The organism is Alloyangia pacifica, assembly GCF_003111685.1.
Taxonomy (GTDB): Bacteria; Pseudomonadota; Alphaproteobacteria; order Rhodobacterales; family Rhodobacteraceae; genus Salipiger; species Salipiger pacificus_A.
In genome coordinates, this window is the sequence record NZ_CP022189.1 from 2590189 (window position 1) to 2610151 (window position 19963).

Below are 19963 nucleotides of genomic sequence, written 5' to 3' on the forward strand. Positions count from 1 at the left end.
TTGCACTGGTATGGTGAGGCAATTTAGCCATTCGTTACTCAATCTGCGCTGCAATTAAGTCGCAGCTCTGTACTGATTCGCGGTATGGGATTGTTGAACAATCCGAAACTTCGCATACTCGGCGAAAAAGAAGGCATAACAGAGCAGTACAAGGATGAAGTGCTATGTCTAAAATCGCCCTGGTGGACGATGACAGGAACATCCTGACATCCGTGTCCATGACACTCGAGGCGGAGGGGTTCGAGGTTGAAACTTACAATGACGGGCAATCTGCGCTGGATGCGTTCAGCAAGAAGATGCCCGACATGGCGGTTTTCGACATCAAGATGCCGCGCATGGACGGGATGGATCTGCTCCAGCGGGTGCGCCAGAAATCCCGCATGCCGGTGATCTTCCTCACCTCCAAGGATGACGAGATCGACGAGGTTCTCGGCCTGCGCATGGGCGCGGACGATTACGTCAAGAAGCCGTTCAGCCAGCGCCTGCTGGTCGAGCGGATCCGCGCGCTCCTGCGCCGTCAGGAAGCCCAGGCTGGTGAAGTGGTTGGGGATACCGAAGACACCAAGCTGATGACCCGCGGCTCGCTCACCATGGACCCGCTGCGCCACGCGGTGAGCTGGAAGGGCAAGGACGTCTCGCTCACCGTCACCGAATTCCTTCTGCTGCAGGCGCTGGCCCAGCGGCCCGGCTTCGTGAAGTCGCGCGACCAGCTCATGGATGTGGCCTACGACGACCAGGTCTATGTCGACGACCGCACCATCGACAGCCACATCAAGCGCCTGCGCAAGAAGATGCGGACCGTGGACGAAGACTTCTCGGCCATCGAAACACTCTACGGCATCGGGTATCGTTACAACGAAGAGTAAGCGATGGCCCTGGCCGAAAGGATCTCCATGCGCGACGCGGAGTCGGGCGACAGGCAGGATGCCGATGTTGTTCTTGGGGACGACTGGATCGCCCCGGACAGCACCGTGGAAAAGGAATTGCGGGACAGCCGTGCGCGGCGCTCCCTCTTCTCCTTGAATCGGTCTCCGCTCACGCGCAAGATCATCACGTTCAACCTCATCGCGTTGAACGTGCTGGCCGCAGGCATTCTCTGGCTCAATTCCTCACGCGATACGCTGGCGCAGCAGCGCGCTGATGCGACGCTCGTCCAGGCCGAGCTGATCGCCGATGTCTTTGCCATGCAACTGCCCGAGGGCGCGCCGGTCAGCCTCGGCTCCTCCGACGGCATCGATGTCGCCGCCACGCTGGGGGCCCTCGAGCTGCGCCGCGGCACTGGCGTGCTCATCTTCGACACCGGCAATTTCCTCGTCGGCGAGGCCGGCGGCCCGCCGCCCCCTTCCAGCAGCGCGTCGGGGCGCGAGACGATGATCTCGCAGCTGCTCGACCAGCTCTGGCAGGGCATCTCGGGCATCTTCGCCTATTTCCAGCAGACCGAGGCGCTGGGTCTCGAGGACCGTCTCCGCCAGCAGATCGAGGCGGGCGATCCCGCCATCCCGCGCGTCGAAGCCGGCTTGGGCGAAGAGGGTGAGACCGTCTTCACCGCCTTCGCGCCGATCCGCCAGGGCAGCGACATCATCGGCAGCGTCGCGCTCGTTGCCGCCGCCCCAGAGATCGACCTTGCGGTCAGCGCCGAGCGAGAGCGGGTGCTGCAGATGTTCGTCATCGCCACGCTGGTCTCGATCGGCCTCAGCCTGGTGCTGGCCTCGACCATCGCCAACCCGATCTCCGACCTCGCCGATGCCGCCGAGATCGGCCGCGACCGCAACAAGTCGCAGGGCAATTCGCGCCGCATCCGCATTCCCGATCTCACCGCCCGCCCCGACGAGATCGGCCGCCTCTCGGGCGCGCTGCGCGGCATGGTCGCAGCGCTCTACGACCGTATCGACGCCAACGAGCAGTTCGCCGCGGACGTCGCACATGAGATCAAGAACCCGCTCGCCAGCCTGCGCTCGGCCATCGGCTCGTTGCGCATCGTCAAGAAGGAAGAGCACCGCGACAAGCTGCTCAACGTGATCGAACATGACGTGCGCCGCCTCGACCGGCTCGTCTCGGACATTTCCAACGCCTCACGGCTCGACTCCGAGCTGGTCAAGGAAGAGGAGCAGGAGTTCAACCTGCTCGAGATGCTCGGCAACCTCGGCCAGTTCCTTGGCGAGGACGCGCGCAAGAAGGGCATCGAATTCATCACCGACCTGCCCGAGAAGCCGATCCGCATCAACGGGCTCGAGCCGCGGCTCGCGCAGGTCTTCGTCAACCTGATCACCAATGCCATTTCCTTCTGCGAGGATGGAGACGCGATCCGCGTCTGGGCCCGCCGCCGCGACAACCGCGTGCTGGTGGTGGTCGAGGACACGGGCCCCGGCATCCCCGAAGAGGCGCTGCAGAAGATCTTCAAGCGCTTCTACTCGCAGCGCCCCGAGAACGACTTCGGCAACAACTCCGGTCTCGGCCTCGCGATCTCGAAGCAGATCGTCGAGGCGCATGGCGGGGTGATCTGGGCCGAGAACATCCGCCCGACCGAGGCGGACATCACCTCGGAGCCGCTGGGCGCGCGCTTTGTCGTCGGCCTGCCGATCTGATCCGATGACCACACCCAATCCGCTGATCCTCCACGCCACCGCCGTGGCGGTGACCGGACGCGCGCTGCTGATCCGCGGCGCCTCGGGCGCGGGCAAATCCGGCCTTGCGCTCGAGATGATGGCGCGCGGGGCGCGGCTCGTGGCGGACGACCGCGTGGTGCTGACGCTCGAGGCGGGAGCGCTCTGGGCGAGCCCCCCTGCCCCGCTCGCCGGGATGATCGAGGCGCGCGGGCTCGGGCTGCTGCAGGCCGACCACCTGCCCCGCGCCGAGGTCGTTGCCGTGCTCGACCTCGACACCCCGGAAACCGAACGCCTGCCGCCTCTGCGGGAAATCATGCTGCAGACGCGAAATCTCCCATTGCTTCACAATGCCGCGCACCCCTATTTTCCCGCAGCGCTCGTTCAATATCTCAAAGGCGCAACAAGGGATCCGGACAATGGATGACTCGCCGAAAGGACCCCAACACGTCGTGCTGGTGACCGGCCCCTCGGGCGCCGGGCGCTCCACCGCGATCAACGCGCTGGAGGATTTCGGGTTCGAGGCGATCGACAATATCCCGCTGGGGCTGATCCCGCGGCTGCTCGAGGGTCCGGCGCTCGAGCGCCCGCTGGCGCTTGGCGTCGACATCCGCAACCGCGACTTCACCGTCGGGGGGCTGCTCTCATTGCAGTCCGCACTGTCCGAGCAGATGCAGATCACCCCGCAACTCCTCTATCTGGACGCCGCGCCGACGGTGCTGGCCCGGCGCTATTCCGAGACGCGCCGCCGCCACCCGCTCGCGCCCGACAGCGCCTATACCGAGGGCATCACCCGCGAGCTGGCGCTGCTCGAACAGGCCCGCGCCGCCGCCGACATCCTGATCGACACCTCCGAGCTGAGCCCGCACGAGCTGCGCGCCCAGCTCGCCACTTGGTTCGCCGGGGCGCAGGCGCAGCAGCTGGCCGTCTCGGTGGAGAGCTTTTCCTACAAGCGCGGCCTGCCGCAAGGGCTCGATATGGTCTTCGACTGCCGCTTCCTCGACAACCCGCACTGGGTGCCGGAGCTGCGCGCGCTCAGCGGGCTCGACACGCCGGTGCAGGCGCATGTGAAAGCCGATCCGCGCTTCGATCCGTTCATGCAAAAGGTGATCGATCTCGCGCTTTTTCTCCTTCCGGCCTGCACGGACGAAGGCAAGGCGCATCTCTCCTTCGGATTTGGCTGCACCGGTGGGCAACATCGTTCCGTCACCGTGGCGGAAACCGTCGCGCGTGCCCTTGCAGAGCAGGGCTGGCAGGTGTCAACTAGGCACCGGGAACTCGAACGCCGCGGCCAAGCCGCCAAGGGCGTGGCAACTGGACTGGACGAGAGGTCGCAGGCGTGATCGGCATCGTGATCGTGGCGCATGGTGGGCTGGCAAGGGAATACCTTTCGGCCGTCGAACACGTGGTCGGTGTGCAGCCCGGAATCCTCGCGATCTCCATCGAGGCCGAGCACGACCGCGCCAAGAAGCAATCCGAGATCTGCGCCGCCGCGGACAGCGTCGATACCGGTGACGGCGTCGTGCTTGTCACCGACCTCTTCGGCGGCTCGCCCTCCAACCTCAGCCTGCTCGCCTGCCAGCCGGAGAACCGCCGCATCCTCTACGGGATGAATCTGCCGATGCTGATCAAGCTCGCCAAGACCCGCCAGCTGTCGGTGCCCGACGCGGTGCGCGGCGCGCTCGAGGCCGGCCGCAAATACATTGACAGCCAGAACGTCCGGCCCGATCCGGTCTAGGACCGCATCCCAAGCCGCGCGATGGCCCCGCAACCAAGAGTTTTAAGATGAGTGATACCTCTGTTCGCCGTGTGCTGAACATCGTCAACGAAAAGGGGCTGCACGCCCGCGCCTCCGCCAAGCTGGTCGAGGTGGTCGAAGGATTCGACGCCCATGCCGAGGTCTCCAAGGACGGCATGAGCGCCGGCGGCGACAGCATCATGGGGCTTTTGATGTTGGCAGCTTCCAAGGGAAGCTCTATTGAAGTCGAAACCTCGGGCCCCGACGCCAAGGCGCTCGCCGATGCGCTCGAGGCCCTCGTCGCCAATCGCTTCGGCGAGGACAATTGACGCGCGGACCGGCCGCATGACACAGCAGGGGAGGCACATGCTCGACAGCTATGACGCCCCGGCCAAGGGGGGCGGCGCGGCGCCGCAGTCGACGACGGCTCCACCGGCGCCCTACGACAAGCGCAAGCTCAGCTACGCCAATACCTTCACCAATCCGTGGAAGGCCAACACCATCCGCGCGCTGGAGTGGATGACCGGGAAGCTCCCGCTGATCCGCCTTGTGCGCCGCTTCGAGCGCGAAGGCGTGCCCGAGGGACAGGCGTTCTGGGCGCAGGCGCTGCGGATCATGCGCATCGAGTTGCAGACCACCGCCGAGCAGATCGCCCGCATCCCGCGCGACGGCCCGGTGATCGTCGTCGCCAACCACCCGCACGGGCTGGTCGACGGGATGATCCTCGCCGAGTTGATCGGACGGGTGCGCACCGACTACCGCATCCTCACCCGCTCGCTGCTGACCGGGGTGCAGGAGATCGCCGAGTTCATGATCCCCGTGCCCTTCCCGCATGAGGAGAAGGCGCGCGAGCAAAGTCTCGAGATGCGCGCCACGGCCATGGAGCATCTCAAGCGCGGCGGGGTCATCGCGCTGTTTCCGTCGGGTGTCGTGGCCTCGTCCGACTCCCTGTTCGGCGCGGCGATCGAGGCGGTGTGGAACCCCTTCACCGCGAAGATGATCCAGCGGTCGGGCGCCACGGTGGTGCCGATCTACTTCCCCGGCCAGAACAGCCGCGCCTACCAGATCGCCAACCGGCTTTCGCCGACGCTGCGCCAGGGCTTGCTGATCCACGAGGTGATCCACGCCTGCGGACGGCCGCAGCGACCGGTTGTCGGCACGCCGATCAGCCCCGACGAGGTCCGCGGCTGGAGCGGCAACCAGCGCGAGTTTGTCGCCTCGCTGCGGGCCCGGACGCTGGCGCTGAAGGGCTAGGCGAGGCCGCCCTGGCGCGGTCGCGCTGGCAGAAATAAAGGGGGCGCTGCCCCCTCTTGGCCTGCGGCCAATTCGCCCCCGGCGCATCTCCGAAAAGAAGAAGCTCCGGGCGGTGCGCGGCGCCTCAGCGCGTCGGAACCGGCTCGTCGCCGCGGTAGTCGTAGAACCCGCGCTTGGTCTTGCGGCCGAGCCAGCCGGCCTCGACGTATTTGGTGAGCAGCGGGCAGGGGCGGTACTTGGTGTCCGCAAGCCCGTCGTGCAGGACGTTCATGATCGCAAGGCAGGTGTCGAGGCCGATGAAATCCGCCAGCTCGAGCGGGCCCATCGGGTGGTTGGCGCCGAGCTTCATCGCCATGTCGATCGAGCGCACGTTCCCGACGCCCTCGTAGAGCGTGTAGACCGCCTCGTTGATCATCGGCACCAGGATGCGGTTGACGATGAAGGCCGGGAAATCCTCGGCCGAGGCGGCGGTCTTGCCGAGGTTCTCGACCACCTTGAGGCAGGCCTTGTAGGTCGGCTCGTCGGTGGCGATGCCGCGGATCAGCTCGACGAGCTGCATCACCGGCACCGGATTCATGAAGTGGAAGCCGAGGAACTTCTCGGGCCGGTCGGTGCGCGAGGCGAGCCGGGTGATCGAGATCGAGGAGGTGTTCGAGGTCAGGATCGTGTGCGGCAGCAGGTGCGGCACCAGACCCTCGAAGATCTTGGTTTTCACCGCCTCTTGCTCGGTGGCGGCCTCGATCACCAGGTCGGTATGGGCGATCTCGACCTTGTCGAGCGTCGTGGATATCTTGGCCAGCGCAGCATCGCGGGCCTCGCTCGAGATCTTCTCGCGGCTGACCTGGCGGTCGAGGTTGCGCGTGATCAGCTCCAGCGCGGCGTCGAGCGCCTCCTGGCTGACGTCCGACAGGCGCACCTCGTAGCCCGCAAGCGCCATGACATGGGCGATGCCATTGCCCATCTGACCCGCGCCGATGACACCGATGCTCTTGATTTCCATGCGCCCTATCCTGCTCTGATGCGCGGCAACCTTATGCCCCCGCGCCAGCCCGCCGCAAGCGGGGGTGCTGCAATTTTTGCCTGCATTTTCGCATTAGCGAATTGTTGGGACGGGGTGTTGATCCTGACCTCGGGTGAATGGGAATCAGAATGGGGGGCGTCATGTCCGTTGCCGGGTCTTTTCAGGGTGCGCTGGAGTATTTTCCCTGTCGCTATGGCCGCTCGCGCCTGCTGTTCCGCGGGCCGAAGCGCGCTCTCGACGCGCCCTATATTGCCTTCCTCGGCGGGGCCGAGACCCTTGGCCGTTTCGTCACGGCGCCCTTCCCGGCGCTGGTCGAGCGCGCACTGGCGGAAGGGGCAAAGAGGACCGGCACCGAGAGCGGGGAGGCGGAGCCTTCCGGCGCCCTGCCCTGCGTCAACCTCGGCGTGGTGAACGCCGGGATCGACCTCTACCTCGGCGACCCGGCGGTGCTGAACCTTGCCGCCCGCGCCGAGCTCTGCGTCATCCAGGTGATGGGGGCGCAGAACATGTCGAACCGCTTCTACGGCGTGCACCCGCGGCGCAACGATCGCTTCCTGCGCGCCTCGGACCGGTTGCAGCAGCTCTTTCCCGAGGTCGATTTCACCGAGTTCCATTTCACGCTGCACATGCTGGGCCGGCTGCGCGAGGTATCGGAAAAGCGCTTTGCCGAGGTCACCGCCGAGCTGCGGCTCGCCTGGGTGGCCCGGATGAAGCACCTGCTGACATTGCTCGGCGGGCGGGCCGTGCTGGTCTGGGCCGCTGGTCACCCGCCGCCCGACACCCATGTGAACGCGCTTGCCCCCGCCCCGCTCTTCATCGAACGCGGCATGCTCGAGGCACTCCGCCCCCGGGCCGCGGCGCTGCTCGACCGGCCGCTCTCTGCCGCCGCACTGACGGCCGGGACCGAGGGGATGGTCTTTGCCGATTTCGAGGCCGCGGCCGCCGCCGAGGCACTTAGCCCCGCCGGACATGCCGAGATCGCCGAAGCGCTGAGCCCGACCCTCGCCCGCCTCCTCGCCCAGCGCGCCTGAGCGATACCCCTGAGCAGCACGCCGGAGGGCGCCCGCCCGCAGAGCGGACGGGACGGGGCTCGCAAGCTCAGGTCGGGAAGATCGAGAGCTTGTTGCCCAGTTCCGCGAGGCGCCCCCAATGGGCGCGGTAATCCTCGCTAGCCTTCTGGAAGAAGGCGCTCTGGATGTGGATCAGCTCGCCGGGCGTCTTGCAGTGCAGCATCCTGTGCTGGGTCGCCACGTCCTCTCGCACCCGCTCGGCCGTGAAGCTCTGCAGCTCGGCGCCGATGTCGAGCATGGTGTCGACCAGGGCGGTGGCCGCATAGGGCTCGAGATCCCAGCTCATGCGCACGCTGCGCTCGACAGGCGCCACCGTCGCAGCGGCAGCGAGAGCCGGTTTGGATGCCGGCTTCGACGCGGCCGGTTTCGGGGCGGCGGTCTTCGGAGCGGCGGGCTTCGAGGCCGCCTTGGCGGCAGGCTCGGCGGTCGGCTCGCTCGATTCGGCGGGTTTCGCGACGCTGCGTGGCGGCGTGGGCAGCGGCTTGGGCGCGGGCGCGGCGGGTGTGGGGGCAGCTGCCTCCACCGGCGCGGGAGCGGGGGTGTGCGGCGTTTCGGGGGCCGACGCCGGGGCGGCGGCAACCGTCTCAGGTGTCTCTTTTGTCACGGAAGTTGCAGTCTTGGCCGGGGTCACATCTGCCGGTTTCGCCGGAGTGCGGCGGCGTGGGCTGGTGCCCCGCGACGCGGTCGACTGGCTGCGCGAAGTGGTCTTGCGGGGGGTCGGCTTATCCATGTCTGGGCTCCTTCCAAGCAGGATAGATTTGCCCCACCCTTACCACAGGACAGTCTCCAACGGGACGTTGCACCCCTGGCTTAAAGGCAATTTGTCGCAGTTTGCTCTGCAATGCGGCATTGCTCCGCCGACGCGCGGGGCGCTGCCGCCCGAACGGCAAGACCATGGCAAGGATCGGGTGGCCGGCGCAGCGGACTAACTCACCTCAAGGTTGCGCGGCAGTCCCGCCCTGCTCAGGCCGGAAACCAGCTGTCCCCGCGGGGACGCATCTGCGGCAGGGCCTGCATGCGCCCGATCCAGCCGGTCATCGCCTCGGAGGGCGCGACCCCGGCCTTGTCGAGCCATTGCACGTAGCCCCAGATGGCACAGTCTCCGATCCCCGGGGCATCACCGTGGAAGAAAGGCCCCTTGCCCAGCAGCCGGGCGAAGTTGTCTCGGTCGGTCTCGTAGCGCCCGGTGAGCCACGCCACGGTGCCCCCCGGAAAGCTGTCCCCGCGGGGACGCCGCGCCTCGATGAGTTGCGGCAGGCACATGCCGATGCGGTTCGCCTCCCACATCAGAAGTTCGGCGCCACGGCGCATCCCGGCGGCGCTCTCGCCGCCCAGCACCTGCCAGCGGCGGGCGATCTCGAGCAGGATGGCACCGGATTGGGTCATTGCTTCGCCCTCGATCACCAGCGCGGGCACCTGCGCCAGCGGGCTGGCCGCGAGGAAGGCGGCGGGGCGGGTCTCGGGCGCGGCCCAGATGTCGACGAAGACGGTCTCATGCGCGATCCCGGCCAGGGCGAGGGCCAGCGCCACCTTGCAGGCGTGGCCGCTGTCGGGGTGTCCGTAGAGGGTGATCGTCGTCATATGTGTTGTCCCGTGAATGCTCGCAACACGTCATCGCCGTCCCCGCGGGGACGGTCAAACGCTGTTTCGTGCGCCCCCCGATCACCGCACGTGATACCGCCTGCGCCAAGGCGCGGCAGTTGGACTTGACGGGCGCGCGTTTTGCAGGCTCGTTGCGCGCCGTCCGTTAACGGTTTCTAAACGGCTCTGCGAAGCCGCATCGGAGCGTAGAATGACCCTGTACGACCCCGTTGCCGAACTGCGCGCCAACGTCGCGGTGCCCTTCGAGATGGCGCAGGCCATGCCGGTCTCGGTCTATACCTCCGAGGAGTTCCTCGGGCTCGAGCAGGAACATGTCTTCGGCAAGAGCTGGCTCTGCGCCGGGCGTGTCGATGCGCTGAAGGCGCCGGGCGACTACCTGACGCTGGAGATCTCCGGAGAGCCGATCGTCGTGCTGCGCGACCGCGAGGGGCTGCTGCGGGCGCTGTCCAACGTCTGCCGCCACCGCATGTCAGTGCTGCTGGAGGGGCGCGGCAACGTCCGCACCATCACCTGTCCCTACCACGCCTGGAGCTACAACCTCGACGGGTCGCTGCGCGGTGCCCCGGCGATGGAGTTGAACGGCAGCTTCTGCAAGGAGAGCACCCGCCTGCCGCAGGTCCGCTGCGTCGACTGGAAGGGCTGGATCATGGTCACCCTCGACCCGGACCTGCCCGAGCCCGGCGATACGCTGCGCGAGGTCGATGACCTTGTCGGCTACCTGGCGATGGAAGACTACGTCGAGACCTTTCGCGAGGAGCACCGCTGGGGCACCAACTGGAAGATCCTCGCCGAGAACTTCATGGAGAGCTACCATTTGCCGATGTGCCATGGCGGCACCATCGGCGGCGCCGTGGATCTGAGGAAGATGACCTGCCCCGAGGGATTCGAGGGCTTCAACTACCACCACATCCTGAAGGACGACTCGATCGCCCTATCGATCGCCCATCCCGGCAATACCACGCTCCGGGGCGAGGAGCGTTACCGGACCTGGTTGCTGGCGGTCTACCCGTCGCTGCTGATCACCCTGACGCCGGGCTATTTCTGGTACCTCTGCCTGACCCCCGATGGACCGGGCCACGTGAAGATCCTCTTCGGCGGTGGGCTGCACCCGGATTTCATCTCCGACCCCGAAGCGGCCTCGCATTTCACCGCGCTGAAGGCGCTGCTCGATGCGGTGAATGACGAGGACCGGGGCTGTACCGAGCGGGTCTGGAAGGGGATGCAATCGCGCTTTGCCGCGCCCGGGGCGCTGTCGCACCTCGAGCGGCCGAACTACGAGTTCGCGCGGTGGATTGCCGGGAAGATTCCCGAGGCGCACTGAAGCCGAGAGAAAGGGACCGAAGGCTTCGCCCCCCGGCCCCCTGTGCGATTTTCCCGGCTAGAAGAAAGCGCGGGCCTCGCGGCTCATTTCTTGTCGGTGACGTTTTCCGCGAAGGACTTCTCGAAGGCGGCCTGCTTGTCGGGGCTCGCCTCGGTCTGGTTCTGCGCGCGCCACTCGTCGTAGGGCATGCCGTAGAAGATCTCGCGGGCCTCGGACTTGCTCATCTCGAGTCCGCGCTCGGTGGCGGCTTCCTCGTACCAGCGCGACAGGCAATTGCGGCAAAACCCGGCGAGGTTCATCAGGTCGATGTTCTGAACATCGGGGCGGTCTTGCATCAGGTGCTGGCGCAGCCGGCGGAAGGCGGCAGCCTCGAGCTCGATGCGGGTCTGGTCGTCCATGGTCTCTCTCCTCTTAGTCGGGGGCGCGGGCCAGCGCGGTCTTCAGCAAGGGCGCGAGGCGGCGGCCCCAGTCTTCCTGCGCCTCGGGCTCGGAAACGAGGTCGTTGCGCAGCTCGATCAGCGTGTTGTGGCGGCCGTGTTTCAGGGCGTGGCGATGCACGGCGTCGCCGGGCAGATGGCCAGGGTAAGGCTCGTTGCGCCCCACCACCAGATCGGGCTGCTGCGCGAGCACGTCAAGCAGCGCGTCAGATAGCCGGGCATCCCAGGCATGCAGAATGCCCAGGTGCCACGGCCGCGGCAGGCGCCCGCGCAGCTGCGGGGTGAAGGAATGCACCGAGACCAGCGCCAGTTCGGGGCGCGCCTCGAACAGCCCGGCGACGGCAGCGTGATAGGGCCGCCAGTAGGCCTCGATCCGGCGCTGGCGCTCGGCCGCATCCGCATGGCGGTTGCCGGGGATGATCGAGCCGTCGTAGAGCCGCATCAGCAGCGTTGGATCGTCCTCGCCGCGGTTGGGATCGATGACGAGGCGCGAGAAATCGGACCAGACCAGTGGGCTGTCGAGCGCCTCGGCCAGGGCACGGGCGGTCCCCAGCGCGCCTATATCGTAGGCGATGTGGCGGGCCATGTCCTCGGGCGGCAGGCCAAGGCTTCCCCCGAGCTCTGCCGGCACGCTATTGGTCGCATGGTCGCAGGTGACGAGAAAGCGGCCTTTGCGCGTGGCGCCTTCGATGTGGAATGGCGTGTGGGTCATAATCGCTTCGCAGTCTGCCGCCATGTCTTGGGAGCACGTGACGTGATAGGACCTCTCTAGATCAGTTGCGCCGGGAAGGGAATTCCGCGATAAAAGGCGCGACTGTTAGCGATAACCTAACTGTGACGAGGGTGGTTGGTTTAACTTTGAACCACTATTCTGAATGAGAATACGCTGCTCTGCAGCAAGGCGGCCCGGCGCGGCCGCGGCACGAGGTCGAGGAGTCCCAGATGAGACGTTTGCGCAAAGTGAAGATCGTGGCCACGCTCGGGCCGGCCAGCAACACCTACGAGATGATCCGCACGCTGCACGAGGCAGGGGCAGATGTGTTCCGCCTGAACATGAGCCACGGCAGCCACGAGGACATCACCAAGCTGCACCGCGCCATCCGGCAGGTGGAGAAGGATCTCGACAGCCCGATCGCCATCCTGGCCGACCTGCAGGGACCGAAGCTGCGTGTCGGTGAATTTGCCAACGGCTCGGAAGAGCTGGAATGGGGCGAGACCTTCCGCTTCGATCTCGACGAGACACCGGGCACCGACAAGCGCGTCTGCCTGCCCCATCCCGAGATTTTCCAGGCGCTCAGCGTTGGCGCGCACCTGCTTGTCAACGATGGCAAGATCCGCATGCGGGTCGAAGAATGCGGCGAAGATTTCGCCAACTGCGTGATCGAGGCGGGCGGCACGATCTCGAACCGCAAGGGCGTCAACGTGCCGGATGTGGTGCTGCCGCTGGCGGCGCTGTCGGAGAAGGACCGCTCCGACCTCGAGTTTGCTGCGGCGCTCGGCGTCGACTGGCTGGCGCTGAGCTTCGTGCAGCGCCCCGAGGACGTGGAGGAGGCGCGCAAGCTCTGCGACGGCCGCGCCGCCATCCTGTCGAAGATCGAGAAGCCCTCGGCGGTGAAGGCCTTTGACGAGATCCTCGCGGTCTCGGACGGCATCATGGTTGCGCGCGGCGATCTGGGCGTCGAGCTTCCCGTGCAGGCGGTGCCGCCCATCCAGAAACGGTTGATCCGCAAGTGCCGCGCCGCCGGCAAGCCGGTGATCGTGGCGACCCAGATGCTCGAATCGATGATCGAGAGCCCGATGCCCACGCGCGCGGAAGTCTCGGACGTGGCGACGGCGATCTACGAGGGCGCCGACGCGGTGATGCTCTCGGCCGAATCCGCCGCCGGGCAATATCCGGTCGAGGCGGTAACGACGATGAACAACGTCGCCATCAGCGTCGAGAACGACCCGACCTTCACCGAGGTCATGGAGAACTCGCGCAACATCCAGCGCACCAGCGTCGCCGATGGCATCGTGGCGGCAGCGCGGGAGATCGCCGAGACCGCCAACGTCAAGGCGATCTGCTGCTTCACCTCCTCGGGCACCACCGCGGCGCTGGTCGCGCGCGAGCGCCCGCGGGTGCCGATCATCGCGATGACCTCGCTGCGTGGCACGGCGCGGCGGCTGTCGCTGACCTGGGGCACCAACTGCGTGATGACCGGCGAGCTCGAGCGCTTCAAGCAGGCGGTGGTCAATGCCGCGCGCGCGGCGCGGGCGCAGGGCTATGCCGGCACAGAGGACCATATCATCGTCACCGCCGGCGTGCCCTTCAACATGTCGGGCACCACCAACATTCTGCGCGTTGCCCCCTGCGACGAGCGGCTGATCTACTCGACCGACCCCGAGTGATCGTTCCCCGGGAGCGGGGCCCGCGCTGCTGGTCGGCGCGGGCCCCGCTGCCGGTCCTTCCGGAGGCGATTCCGGCTTGCAAATATCAGGCCCCCCGCCTATAGGGGCGCCTCTAACCGCGCGGCCGGCCCATTGCGGCATGCCGAGTCGCGCCTGTACGCACTTCGTTAAGGAGACGAAAATGCCCAAGATGAAGACAAAGTCGAGCGCCAAGAAGCGCTTCAAGGTCACCGCGACCGGCAAGGTCGTCGCTGGTCAGGCCGGCAAGCGCCACGGCATGATCAAGCGCACCACGAAATTCATCCGCGACGCGCGCGGCACGACCACGCTGTCGGCTCCCGACGCGAAAATCGTCAAGGGCTACATGCCCTACGACCGCTGATAAAGGAGAGCTGAACAATGGCACGAGTCAAAGGTGGTGTCGTCACCCACGCCCGTCACAAGAAGGTCATCAAGGCAGCCAAAGGTTACTACGGCCGCCGCAAGAACACCTTCAAGGTTGCAGCCCAGGCCGTCGACAAGGCCAACCAGTACGCGACCCGCGACCGCAAGAACCGCAAGCGCAACTTCCGCGCCCTGTGGATCCAGCGGATCAACGCGGCAGTGCGCGCACATGACGAGGCTCTGACCTACTCGAAGTTCATCAACGGCCTGAACCTGGCTGGCATCGAAGTTGACCGTAAGGTGCTGGCGGACCTCGCCGTGCACGAGCCGGACGCCTTCAACGCCATCGTCGACCAGGCGAAGGGCGCGCTGGCCGCCTGATCGGGCGCCAACGGCTGACTTTCGAAACGCCGCTCCTTCGGGGGCGGCGTTTTTCGTTCTGCGCGCGCGTGGGGTCTCGGCCCCCGCTGCCTGCGGCCGCTCCGCCGGGATATTTGCACCTAGACGAACATGGCGGGCGGCGCAGGCTTGCGCGCCGGACCCGCAGCCGGTAGTGGACGGACCCGAAGAGATGCTCGGAAGAGGCCCGGAATGGACGACCTGCGCGACAAGTATATCGACCTGATTGGCAAGGCGGCGGATGAATCCGCGCTTGAGGATCTGCGGGTGCAGGCCGTCGGCAAGAAGGGCGAGATCAGCCTTCAGATGCGGAGCCTCGGCAAGATGAGCCCCGAGGAGCGCCAGCTCATGGGGCCGAAGCTCAACGCGCTGAAGGATGAGATCAACGCGGCGCTTGGCGCCAAGAAGGCGGCGCTGGCAGATGCCGCGTTGAACGAGCGGCTGCAGGCGGAATGGCTCGACGTGACCCTGCCCGGCCGCAACCGGCGCGTCGGCAGCATCCACCCGGTCAGCCAGGTCTGGGAGGAATGCACCGCGATCTTCGCCGACATGGGCTTTGCCGTCGCCGAAGGCCCGCAGGTCGAGACCGACTGGTACAACTTCGACGCGCTGAACATCCCCGGCCACCACCCTGCCCGCGCCGAGATGGACACCTTCTACATGCACCGCGAAGACGGCGACAACCGCCCGCCGCACGTGCTGCGCACCCATACCTCGCCGGTGCAGATCCGCTCGATGGAAGCCGGCGGCGCACCGACGCGGATCATCTGCCCGGGCCGCGTCTACCGCGCCGATTACGACCAGACCCACACGCCGATGTTCCACCAAGTCGAGGGGCTTGCCATCGACAAGGACATCTCCATGGCGAACCTCAAGTGGGTTCTGGAAGAGTTCTTCTCGGCCTTTTTCGGCCGCTCGGTGAAAACCCGCTTCCGTGCCTCGCACTTCCCGTTCACCGAACCCTCGGCCGAGGTGGACATCCAATGCCAGTGGAAGGACGGCTCGGTCACCGTGGGCGAAGGCGACGACTGGCTGGAAGTGCTGGGTTCGGGCATGGTGCACCCCAAGGTGCTGCAGGCCGGCGGGATCGATCCGAGCGAATGGCAGGGCTTTGCCTTCGGCATGGGGATCGACCGGATCGCGATGCTGAAATACGGCATCCCCGACCTGCGCGCCTTCTTCGATTCGGATCTGCGCTGGCTGCGCCATTATGGCTTTGCCTCGCTCGATGTGCCGACGCTGCATGGCGGCCTGTCGCGCTAAGCGCGGGTATGGCAGGGAATTGGGGCCCGGCGCATCCGCGTCGGGCCTTTTCCTTTTTGAAACCTGCGCCATCTTGGGGCTCATGAAGCTCTTCGATCACCGCAACCGCGAGCGTAACGCGGACACGCGGCGCGTCTACGCGCTTTTCGAGATCGCCCATACGGCGGTGGATTTCGGCGCCGCGCTCTGTTTCACCATCGGCTCGGTGCTGTTCTTCTGGAAGCAGTACGAAACCGCCGCCATCTGGCTCTTCACCGTCGGCTCGGTGCTCTTCATGGTGAAGCCCTCGCTGCGGCTGGCGCGCGAGATCAAGCTCTGGCGGATGGGGCAGATCGAGAGGCTGGCAGATCGCGATCGGAACGGCTAGCGCCGCGAGGCGAGCCAGGCGAGGCGCACGAAGTTGCGCTCGACGAGGGCCATGGCCGGGGCGCGGGCGCCGGCGGAGCGGATCGAGAGATCGGTTTCCATCAGCATCGAGAGCGCATCCTCGAGCCGGTCGGCAGTCCAGCCCGAGGCCTGGCGCAGCATCCGGTCGCGGCGCGGGCCGAAGAGCGGAGGGCGCAGGCGTTGCACCCCGGCTTGCGGGCCACCCTGGGCCGAGGCGAGCGCGTAGAGCACGCGGAAGTGGCGCATCGCCATGATCAGCAGCGTGACCGGCGCGACCCCCTGCCCTTCGAGCCGCTGCATCAGCGGTCCGATTTCGGGCGAGCGACCCTCGGCGACCACGTTGAGGATGTCGTCGAGCTCGGCTTCGATCGAGGCGGGGGCGCAGGCGGCCACCTCCTCGGGGGTGAGCGGCGCGGGATCGTCCAGCTTGTAGAGCCCGAGCTTTTCGAGCACCTGCCGGAAGTCGCCCGGCTCGAGCGCGCGGGCGAGATGCTCGAGTGCGTCAAAGGCGGCGCGGTCGACCTGGGTGAGACCGGCCTTCTTCAGCGCGGCCTCGATCTCGTCACGGCCCGGCGGGTCCGAGTAGATGCCAATGGCCAGCGCGTCGGGGGCGGCCTCGAAGAGCTTGCGGAGGGCGGATTTCGCGGTGAGCTGTCCGGCGGTGACGATGATCTGCGCATCGCCCGGGCGCCAGTCGGTCAGCGCCGCGCCCATGGTCTTGGCAAGCCCGTCGGTCGCCTCCTCGACGAAGACCACGCGCGGTCCGGGGAAGAAGCCCTGCGCCTTCACAGCGTCGAGCAGCAGCGCCGGGTCCTTGCGCAGGTCGGCACCGCCCATGCGGGTCAGGCGCATCTCGGCCTCGGCCTCGGGGCCGACAAGGGCCGTGATGACCTCCTGCCGCCGGTGCGCCACGCGCATGGCGTCCTCGCCGTAGAGCAGCACGCCCGAGCGCGTCGGGTCCGGCTTGCGGAAAAAGGCCTGTGCGTCGCGCCCGCCGAGTTTCACGAGACCCCCGTCACTGCGGCAGGTCCGCCGCGACCAGCAGCAGCCGGTCGATGACCCGGTCGGCCAGCATGAGCATCAGCCGCTCCTCGGCGTCGCGCTCGGCGGCCTGGGTGGCGGCGGTCGAGCCGGTGGTGGAATAGCCGGTGAAGGTAGAGGTGTCGCCGGAGGTCAGCGCCTCGTTCGTCACGGCGTCGCGCAGCGTGAAGTACGCGGTGCCGATCACCCGGATGCGGGTGGTGTTGCCGTCGGCGAGCGAGCCGTGCCCCGAGGTCTCGGTCCTCAACGAGGTGTCGAGCCGGTAGGGCGCGCCGGGCGCGGCGCGGCCGAGCCGTTCCTCGATCCGGCGGGTGTAGAGATAGGCGTCGGGCGAGTCGGGATCGGCAAAGGCGATCTGCCCGAGCAGCTTCTGCCCGCCGCCCTGAGGCCCGTAGGCCGGGGCAAAGCCACAGCCCGCGAGCGCCAGGGCGCCGCAGGCTGCAAGCAGGGTTCTTCGATCAAGCGACCACATTGACGATCCGGCCAGGCACAACGATGAGCTTCTTCGGGGCGGCCCCTTCGAGGCTCCGCACCACAGCTTCGTGCGCGAGGACGAGTTTTTCAATCTCTTCCTTGGCCATGTCCTTGGGAACGGTGAGTTCGCCGCGGCGCTTGCCGTTGACCTGGATCGGCAGGGTGACGCTGTCCTCGACCAGCATCGCCTCGTCGGCCTTGGGCCAGGGCGCGTTGGCGATGAGCCCCTCGCCGCCGAGCAGATGCCAGATTTCCTCGGACAGGTGCGGGGTCATCGGCGACATGAGCTGCGCGAGGACCTTGGCCGCCTCCTTCTTGGCAGCAGCGCCCGCCTGCGATTTGCCGAGCACGGCGGTGAAGGCATAGAGCTTGGCGATGGCCGCGTTGAAGCCGAAGCTCTCGACGCCCATGGTCACGTCGTGGATCGCCTTGTGCATCTCGCGCAGCAGGGCGGCATCCTCGGCCCCGGCGGGGGCATCGGATGCGGCGATCTCGGCGGCGATCCGGTAGACCCGGGCGAGGTGCTTGGAGGCCGCTTCCGCACCCGACGCGGTCCATTCCACGTCACGCTCGGGCGGGCTGTCCGAGAGCACGAACCAGCGCGCGGTGTCGGCGCCGTACTGGCCGATGATCGCCACCGGGTCGACGACGTTGTTCTTCGACTTGGACATCTTGGCCGAGGGGATGATCTCGACCTCGGTGCCGTCCTCGAGGAAGCCCTTGCCGTCCCTCAGCTCGACCGACTCGGGGTAGTGGTAGACCGGGCGGCCGTCGGCATTGCGCGTCTGGTAGATCGCGTGGGTCACCATGCCCTGGGTGAAGAGCGCCTTGAACGGCTCCTTGCTCTTTTCCGGCAGGTGGCCGGTGAGGTTCATCGCGCGGGCAAAGAAGCGCGAGTAGAGCAGGTGCAGGATCGCGTGCTCGATGCCACCGATGTATTGATCGACATTCATCCAGTATTCGGCCTCGGCCATGTCCATCGGCGTCTCGGCGCGCGGCGAGGTGAAGCGGGCGAAGTACCAGCTCGAGTCGACGAAGGTGTCCATGGTGTCGGTCTCGCGCCGTGCCGGGGCACCGCAGGACGGGCAGGCACAGTCGCGCCACGACGGGTGGCGGTCGAGCGGGTTGCCGGGCACCGAGAAGTCGATCGCCTTGCCGTCCTCGTCGTAGGGCAGGCTGATCGGCAGGTTTTCCTTCTTCTCGGGCACCACGCCGCAGGCCTCGCAATGGACCACGGGAATCGGGCAGCCCCAGTAGCGCTGGCGCGAGAGGCCCCAGTCGCGCAGGCGGTACTTGGTCACGCCTTCGCCGATGCCGTTCTTCTCGCAGAAGTCGACGGCGGCGTTGACGCCCTCCTCACCGGTCTGCACTTCGGTCCCGGCGACGAGGCGGGTGTAGCGCACCTTTTCCGTCTTGGCGGGCACGAAGGGCTCGGCCTGGATGTCGATCTCGCCCTCGAGCGGGACAAAGGTCTCGACGATCGGCAGGCCGTACTTGCTGCAGAAGTCGTGGTCGCGCTGGTCGTGGCCCGGGCAGCCGAAGATCGCGCCCGTGCCGTAATCCATGAGGATGAAATTGGCGATGTAGACCGGCAGTTCCCAATTCGGATCGAACGGGTGACGGACCTTGAGCCCTGTGTCGAAGCCGCGCTTCTCGGCCTTTTCCAGCTCTTCTTCCGAGGTGCCCATGCGGCGGCACTCGGCAACGAAGGCGGCGAGCTCGGCGTTGTCCTTCTCGAGCTCTTTCGCGAGCGGGTGGTCGGGCGAGATGCCGACGAAGGAGGCGCCGTGCAGCGTGTCGGGGCGCGTGGTGTAGCACTCGATCTTCTCGAAACCGGCCGGGGCGGCGACGGTGTCGAAGGAGAACTGCAGGCCGCGCGAGCGGCCGATCCAGTTCGCCTGCATCAGCTTCACCTTCGCGGGCCAGTCATCGAGCGTATCCAACGCATCGAGCAGCTCGCCCGAGAAGTCGGAGATCTTGAAGAACCACTGGGTGAGTTCCTTGCGCTCGACCAGCGCGCCCGAGCGCCAGCCGCGGCCGTTCTCGACCTGCTCGTTGGCGAGCACGGTCATGTCGACCGGGTCCCAGTTCACCACGGCGTTCTTGCGGTAGACGAGGCCCTTGTCGAGCATGTCCAGGAAGAGCGCCTGCTGCTGGCCGTAATATTCCGGATCGCAGGTCGCGAACATGCGCGACCAGTCGAGCCCGAAGCCGAGCGGCTTCATCTGCGCGACCATCGTGTCGATGTTCGAATAGGTCCAGTCCTTGGGGTGCCCGCCCGAGGCCATGGCAGCGTTCTCGGCCGGCATGCCGAAGGCGTCGAAGCCCATCGGGTGCAGCACGTTGAAGCCGTTCTGCTTCTTGTAGCGGGCGATCACGTCGCCCATCGTGTAGTTCCGCACGTGGCCGATGTGGATACGGCCCGAGGGATAGGGGAACATCTCGAGCACGTAGTATTTCGGCTTATCGGCCGAACGGGTGGCCTTGAAGGTCAGGGCGTCTTCCCAGGCGGCCTGCCATTTCGGCTCGATCGTGGCGGGGTCGTAGCGCGACATAATCTCTTGTCCCTCGGAGCGGATGG

The 19963-nt window shown here is 66.8% G+C and carries 22 protein-coding genes; 14 read left to right on the top strand and 8 right to left on the bottom strand.

Annotated features, from left to right (window positions below; all coding sequences use genetic code 11):
* Positions 1-164: 164 nt before the first annotated feature.
* From CEW88_RS12525 to CEW88_RS12555, 7 genes are read left to right on the top strand one after another with little or no spacing between them, the layout of a single operon-like run.
* Positions 165-866 carry a response regulator transcription factor gene (locus CEW88_RS12525; RefSeq protein WP_092426129.1) on the top strand — a complete coding sequence of 234 codons (702 nt, stop codon included), beginning with the start codon at positions 165-167 and terminating at the stop codon, positions 864-866.
* A 3-nt stretch (positions 867-869) separates the two neighbouring features.
* Complete coding sequence (locus CEW88_RS12530) at positions 870-2585, top strand: sensor histidine kinase (RefSeq protein ID WP_108967254.1); 1716 nt, start codon at positions 870-872, stop codon at positions 2583-2585.
* Positions 2586-2589: 4 nt separating this feature from the next.
* Positions 2590-3030 (top strand): HPr kinase/phosphorylase, encoded by a 441-nt coding sequence (locus tag CEW88_RS12535; protein ID WP_108967255.1) that lies wholly within the window; start codon positions 2590-2592, stop codon positions 3028-3030.
* Positions 3023-3946, top strand: coding sequence for an RNase adapter RapZ (gene rapZ, locus CEW88_RS12540; RefSeq protein ID WP_108967257.1), 924 nt, complete (start codon positions 3023-3025; stop codon positions 3944-3946). Before CEW88_RS12535 ends, rapZ begins: the two co-directional genes overlap by 8 nt.
* Complete coding sequence (locus tag CEW88_RS12545; RefSeq protein ID WP_108967259.1) at positions 3943-4341, top strand: PTS sugar transporter subunit IIA; 399 nt, start codon at positions 3943-3945, stop codon at positions 4339-4341. Before rapZ ends, CEW88_RS12545 begins: the two co-directional genes overlap by 4 nt.
* Positions 4342-4388: 47 nt before the next feature.
* On the top strand, positions 4389-4670 hold the full coding sequence (locus CEW88_RS12550; protein WP_095882339.1) for an HPr family phosphocarrier protein: 282 nt from the start codon (positions 4389-4391) through the stop codon (positions 4668-4670).
* 37 nt (positions 4671-4707) lie between these two features.
* On the top strand, positions 4708-5595 hold the full coding sequence (locus CEW88_RS12555; protein ID WP_108967261.1) for a lysophospholipid acyltransferase family protein: 888 nt from the start codon (positions 4708-4710) through the stop codon (positions 5593-5595).
* Positions 5596-5719: 124 nt separating this feature from the next.
* On the opposite strand, the gene CEW88_RS12560 is transcribed toward CEW88_RS12555, so the two are convergent.
* On the bottom strand, positions 5720-6595 hold the full coding sequence (locus tag CEW88_RS12560; RefSeq protein WP_108967263.1) for a 3-hydroxybutyryl-CoA dehydrogenase: 876 nt from the start codon (positions 6593-6595) through the stop codon (positions 5720-5722).
* A 161-nt stretch (positions 6596-6756) separates the two neighbouring features.
* Here CEW88_RS12560 and CEW88_RS12565 point away from each other — a divergent pair, with 161 nt between their 5' ends.
* The gene (locus CEW88_RS12565; RefSeq protein ID WP_108967265.1) at positions 6757-7647 is read left to right on the top strand and encodes a DUF6473 family protein; all 891 of its coding nucleotides are present in this window, start codon (positions 6757-6759) and stop codon (positions 7645-7647) included.
* A 67-nt stretch (positions 7648-7714) separates the two neighbouring features.
* Here CEW88_RS12565 and CEW88_RS24890 read toward each other — a convergent pair whose 3' ends face one another.
* Positions 7715-8416, bottom strand: coding sequence for a phasin family protein (locus CEW88_RS24890; protein WP_254694403.1), 702 nt, complete (start codon positions 8414-8416; stop codon positions 7715-7717).
* A gap of 233 nt (positions 8417-8649) precedes the next feature.
* The gene (locus tag CEW88_RS12580; protein WP_108967267.1) at positions 8650-9267 is read right to left on the bottom strand and encodes a glutathione S-transferase family protein; all 618 of its coding nucleotides are present in this window, start codon (positions 9265-9267) and stop codon (positions 8650-8652) included.
* 211 nt (positions 9268-9478) lie between these two features.
* Here CEW88_RS12580 and CEW88_RS12585 point away from each other — a divergent pair, with 211 nt between their 5' ends.
* Complete coding sequence (locus tag CEW88_RS12585) at positions 9479-10609, top strand: SRPBCC family protein (protein ID WP_108967269.1); 1131 nt, start codon at positions 9479-9481, stop codon at positions 10607-10609.
* 83 nt (positions 10610-10692) lie between these two features.
* Here CEW88_RS12585 and CEW88_RS12590 read toward each other — a convergent pair whose 3' ends face one another.
* Positions 10693-11007 (bottom strand): DUF1244 domain-containing protein, encoded by a 315-nt coding sequence (locus tag CEW88_RS12590; RefSeq protein WP_108967271.1) that lies wholly within the window; start codon positions 11005-11007, stop codon positions 10693-10695.
* A 13-nt stretch (positions 11008-11020) separates the two neighbouring features.
* Complete coding sequence (locus CEW88_RS12595) at positions 11021-11758, bottom strand: N-formylglutamate amidohydrolase (RefSeq protein WP_108967816.1); 738 nt, start codon at positions 11756-11758, stop codon at positions 11021-11023.
* Between the two features lie 230 nt (positions 11759-11988).
* Here CEW88_RS12595 and pyk point away from each other — a divergent pair, with 230 nt between their 5' ends.
* From pyk to CEW88_RS12620, 5 genes are all read left to right on the top strand, one after another.
* Positions 11989-13434, top strand: coding sequence for a pyruvate kinase (gene pyk, locus CEW88_RS12600; protein WP_108967273.1), 1446 nt, complete (start codon positions 11989-11991; stop codon positions 13432-13434).
* A 181-nt stretch (positions 13435-13615) separates the two neighbouring features.
* The gene (gene rpmI, locus CEW88_RS12605; protein WP_009504408.1) at positions 13616-13816 is read left to right on the top strand and encodes a 50S ribosomal protein L35; all 201 of its coding nucleotides are present in this window, start codon (positions 13616-13618) and stop codon (positions 13814-13816) included.
* Between the two features lie 17 nt (positions 13817-13833).
* The gene (gene rplT / locus CEW88_RS12610; protein WP_108967275.1) at positions 13834-14199 is read left to right on the top strand and encodes a 50S ribosomal protein L20; all 366 of its coding nucleotides are present in this window, start codon (positions 13834-13836) and stop codon (positions 14197-14199) included.
* A gap of 210 nt (positions 14200-14409) precedes the next feature.
* A complete protein-coding gene (gene pheS / locus CEW88_RS12615; protein WP_108967277.1) occupies positions 14410-15480 on the top strand; it encodes a phenylalanine--tRNA ligase subunit alpha in 1071 nt (356 codons plus the stop codon).
* Between the two features lie 82 nt (positions 15481-15562).
* On the top strand, positions 15563-15847 hold the full coding sequence (locus CEW88_RS12620) for a YrhK family protein (RefSeq protein WP_108967818.1): 285 nt from the start codon (positions 15563-15565) through the stop codon (positions 15845-15847).
* On the opposite strand, the gene holA is transcribed toward CEW88_RS12620, so the two are convergent.
* From holA to leuS, 3 genes are read right to left on the bottom strand one after another with little or no spacing between them, the layout of a single operon-like run.
* Positions 15844-16872: a DNA polymerase III subunit delta gene (gene holA, locus CEW88_RS12625; protein ID WP_108967279.1), complete on the bottom strand. Its 1029-nt coding sequence runs from the start codon at positions 16870-16872 to the stop codon at positions 15844-15846. The genes CEW88_RS12620 and holA overlap by 4 nt on opposite strands.
* A gap of 10 nt (positions 16873-16882) precedes the next feature.
* The gene (gene lptE / locus CEW88_RS12630; RefSeq protein WP_108967281.1) at positions 16883-17380 is read right to left on the bottom strand and encodes an LPS assembly lipoprotein LptE; all 498 of its coding nucleotides are present in this window, start codon (positions 17378-17380) and stop codon (positions 16883-16885) included.
* The gene (gene leuS / locus CEW88_RS12635; protein WP_108967283.1) at positions 17367-19937 is read right to left on the bottom strand and encodes a leucine--tRNA ligase; all 2571 of its coding nucleotides are present in this window, start codon (positions 19935-19937) and stop codon (positions 17367-17369) included. The genes lptE and leuS overlap by 14 nt, the downstream gene beginning before the upstream one ends.
* Positions 19938-19963: the final 26 nt, after the last annotated feature.

Coding starts and splice junctions, on each gene's coding strand:
- CEW88_RS12580 (WP_108967267.1), bottom strand. CDS start 9,267: ATGACGACGATCACCCTCTACGGACACCCCGACAGCGGCCACGCCTGC.
- pheS (WP_108967277.1), top strand. CDS start 14,410: ATGGACGACCTGCGCGACAAGTATATCGACCTGATTGGCAAGGCGGCG.
- rplT (WP_108967275.1), top strand. CDS start 13,834: ATGGCACGAGTCAAAGGTGGTGTCGTCACCCACGCCCGTCACAAGAAG.
- CEW88_RS12590 (WP_108967271.1), bottom strand. CDS start 11,007: ATGGACGACCAGACCCGCATCGAGCTCGAGGCTGCCGCCTTCCGCCGG.
- lptE (WP_108967281.1), bottom strand. CDS start 17,380: ATGTGGTCGCTTGATCGAAGAACCCTGCTTGCAGCCTGCGGCGCCCTG.
- CEW88_RS12555 (WP_108967261.1), top strand. CDS start 4,708: ATGCTCGACAGCTATGACGCCCCGGCCAAGGGGGGCGGCGCGGCGCCG.
- CEW88_RS12620 (WP_108967818.1), top strand. CDS start 15,563: ATGAAGCTCTTCGATCACCGCAACCGCGAGCGTAACGCGGACACGCGG.
- CEW88_RS12565 (WP_108967265.1), top strand. CDS start 6,757: ATGTCCGTTGCCGGGTCTTTTCAGGGTGCGCTGGAGTATTTTCCCTGT.
- leuS (WP_108967283.1), bottom strand. CDS start 19,937: ATGTCGCGCTACGACCCCGCCACGATCGAGCCGAAATGGCAGGCCGCC.
- rapZ (WP_108967257.1), top strand. CDS start 3,023: ATGGATGACTCGCCGAAAGGACCCCAACACGTCGTGCTGGTGACCGGC.
- CEW88_RS12595 (WP_108967816.1), bottom strand. CDS start 11,758: ATGACCCACACGCCATTCCACATCGAAGGCGCCACGCGCAAAGGCCGC.
- pyk (WP_108967273.1), top strand. CDS start 11,989: ATGAGACGTTTGCGCAAAGTGAAGATCGTGGCCACGCTCGGGCCGGCC.
- CEW88_RS12560 (WP_108967263.1), bottom strand. CDS start 6,595: ATGGAAATCAAGAGCATCGGTGTCATCGGCGCGGGTCAGATGGGCAAT.
- rpmI (WP_009504408.1), top strand. CDS start 13,616: ATGCCCAAGATGAAGACAAAGTCGAGCGCCAAGAAGCGCTTCAAGGTC.
- CEW88_RS24890 (WP_254694403.1), bottom strand. CDS start 8,416: ATGGATAAGCCGACCCCCCGCAAGACCACTTCGCGCAGCCAGTCGACC.
- CEW88_RS12530 (WP_108967254.1), top strand. CDS start 870: ATGGCCCTGGCCGAAAGGATCTCCATGCGCGACGCGGAGTCGGGCGAC.
- CEW88_RS12525 (WP_092426129.1), top strand. CDS start 165: ATGTCTAAAATCGCCCTGGTGGACGATGACAGGAACATCCTGACATCC.
- CEW88_RS12535 (WP_108967255.1), top strand. CDS start 2,590: ATGACCACACCCAATCCGCTGATCCTCCACGCCACCGCCGTGGCGGTG.
- CEW88_RS12550 (WP_095882339.1), top strand. CDS start 4,389: ATGAGTGATACCTCTGTTCGCCGTGTGCTGAACATCGTCAACGAAAAG.
- CEW88_RS12585 (WP_108967269.1), top strand. CDS start 9,479: ATGACCCTGTACGACCCCGTTGCCGAACTGCGCGCCAACGTCGCGGTG.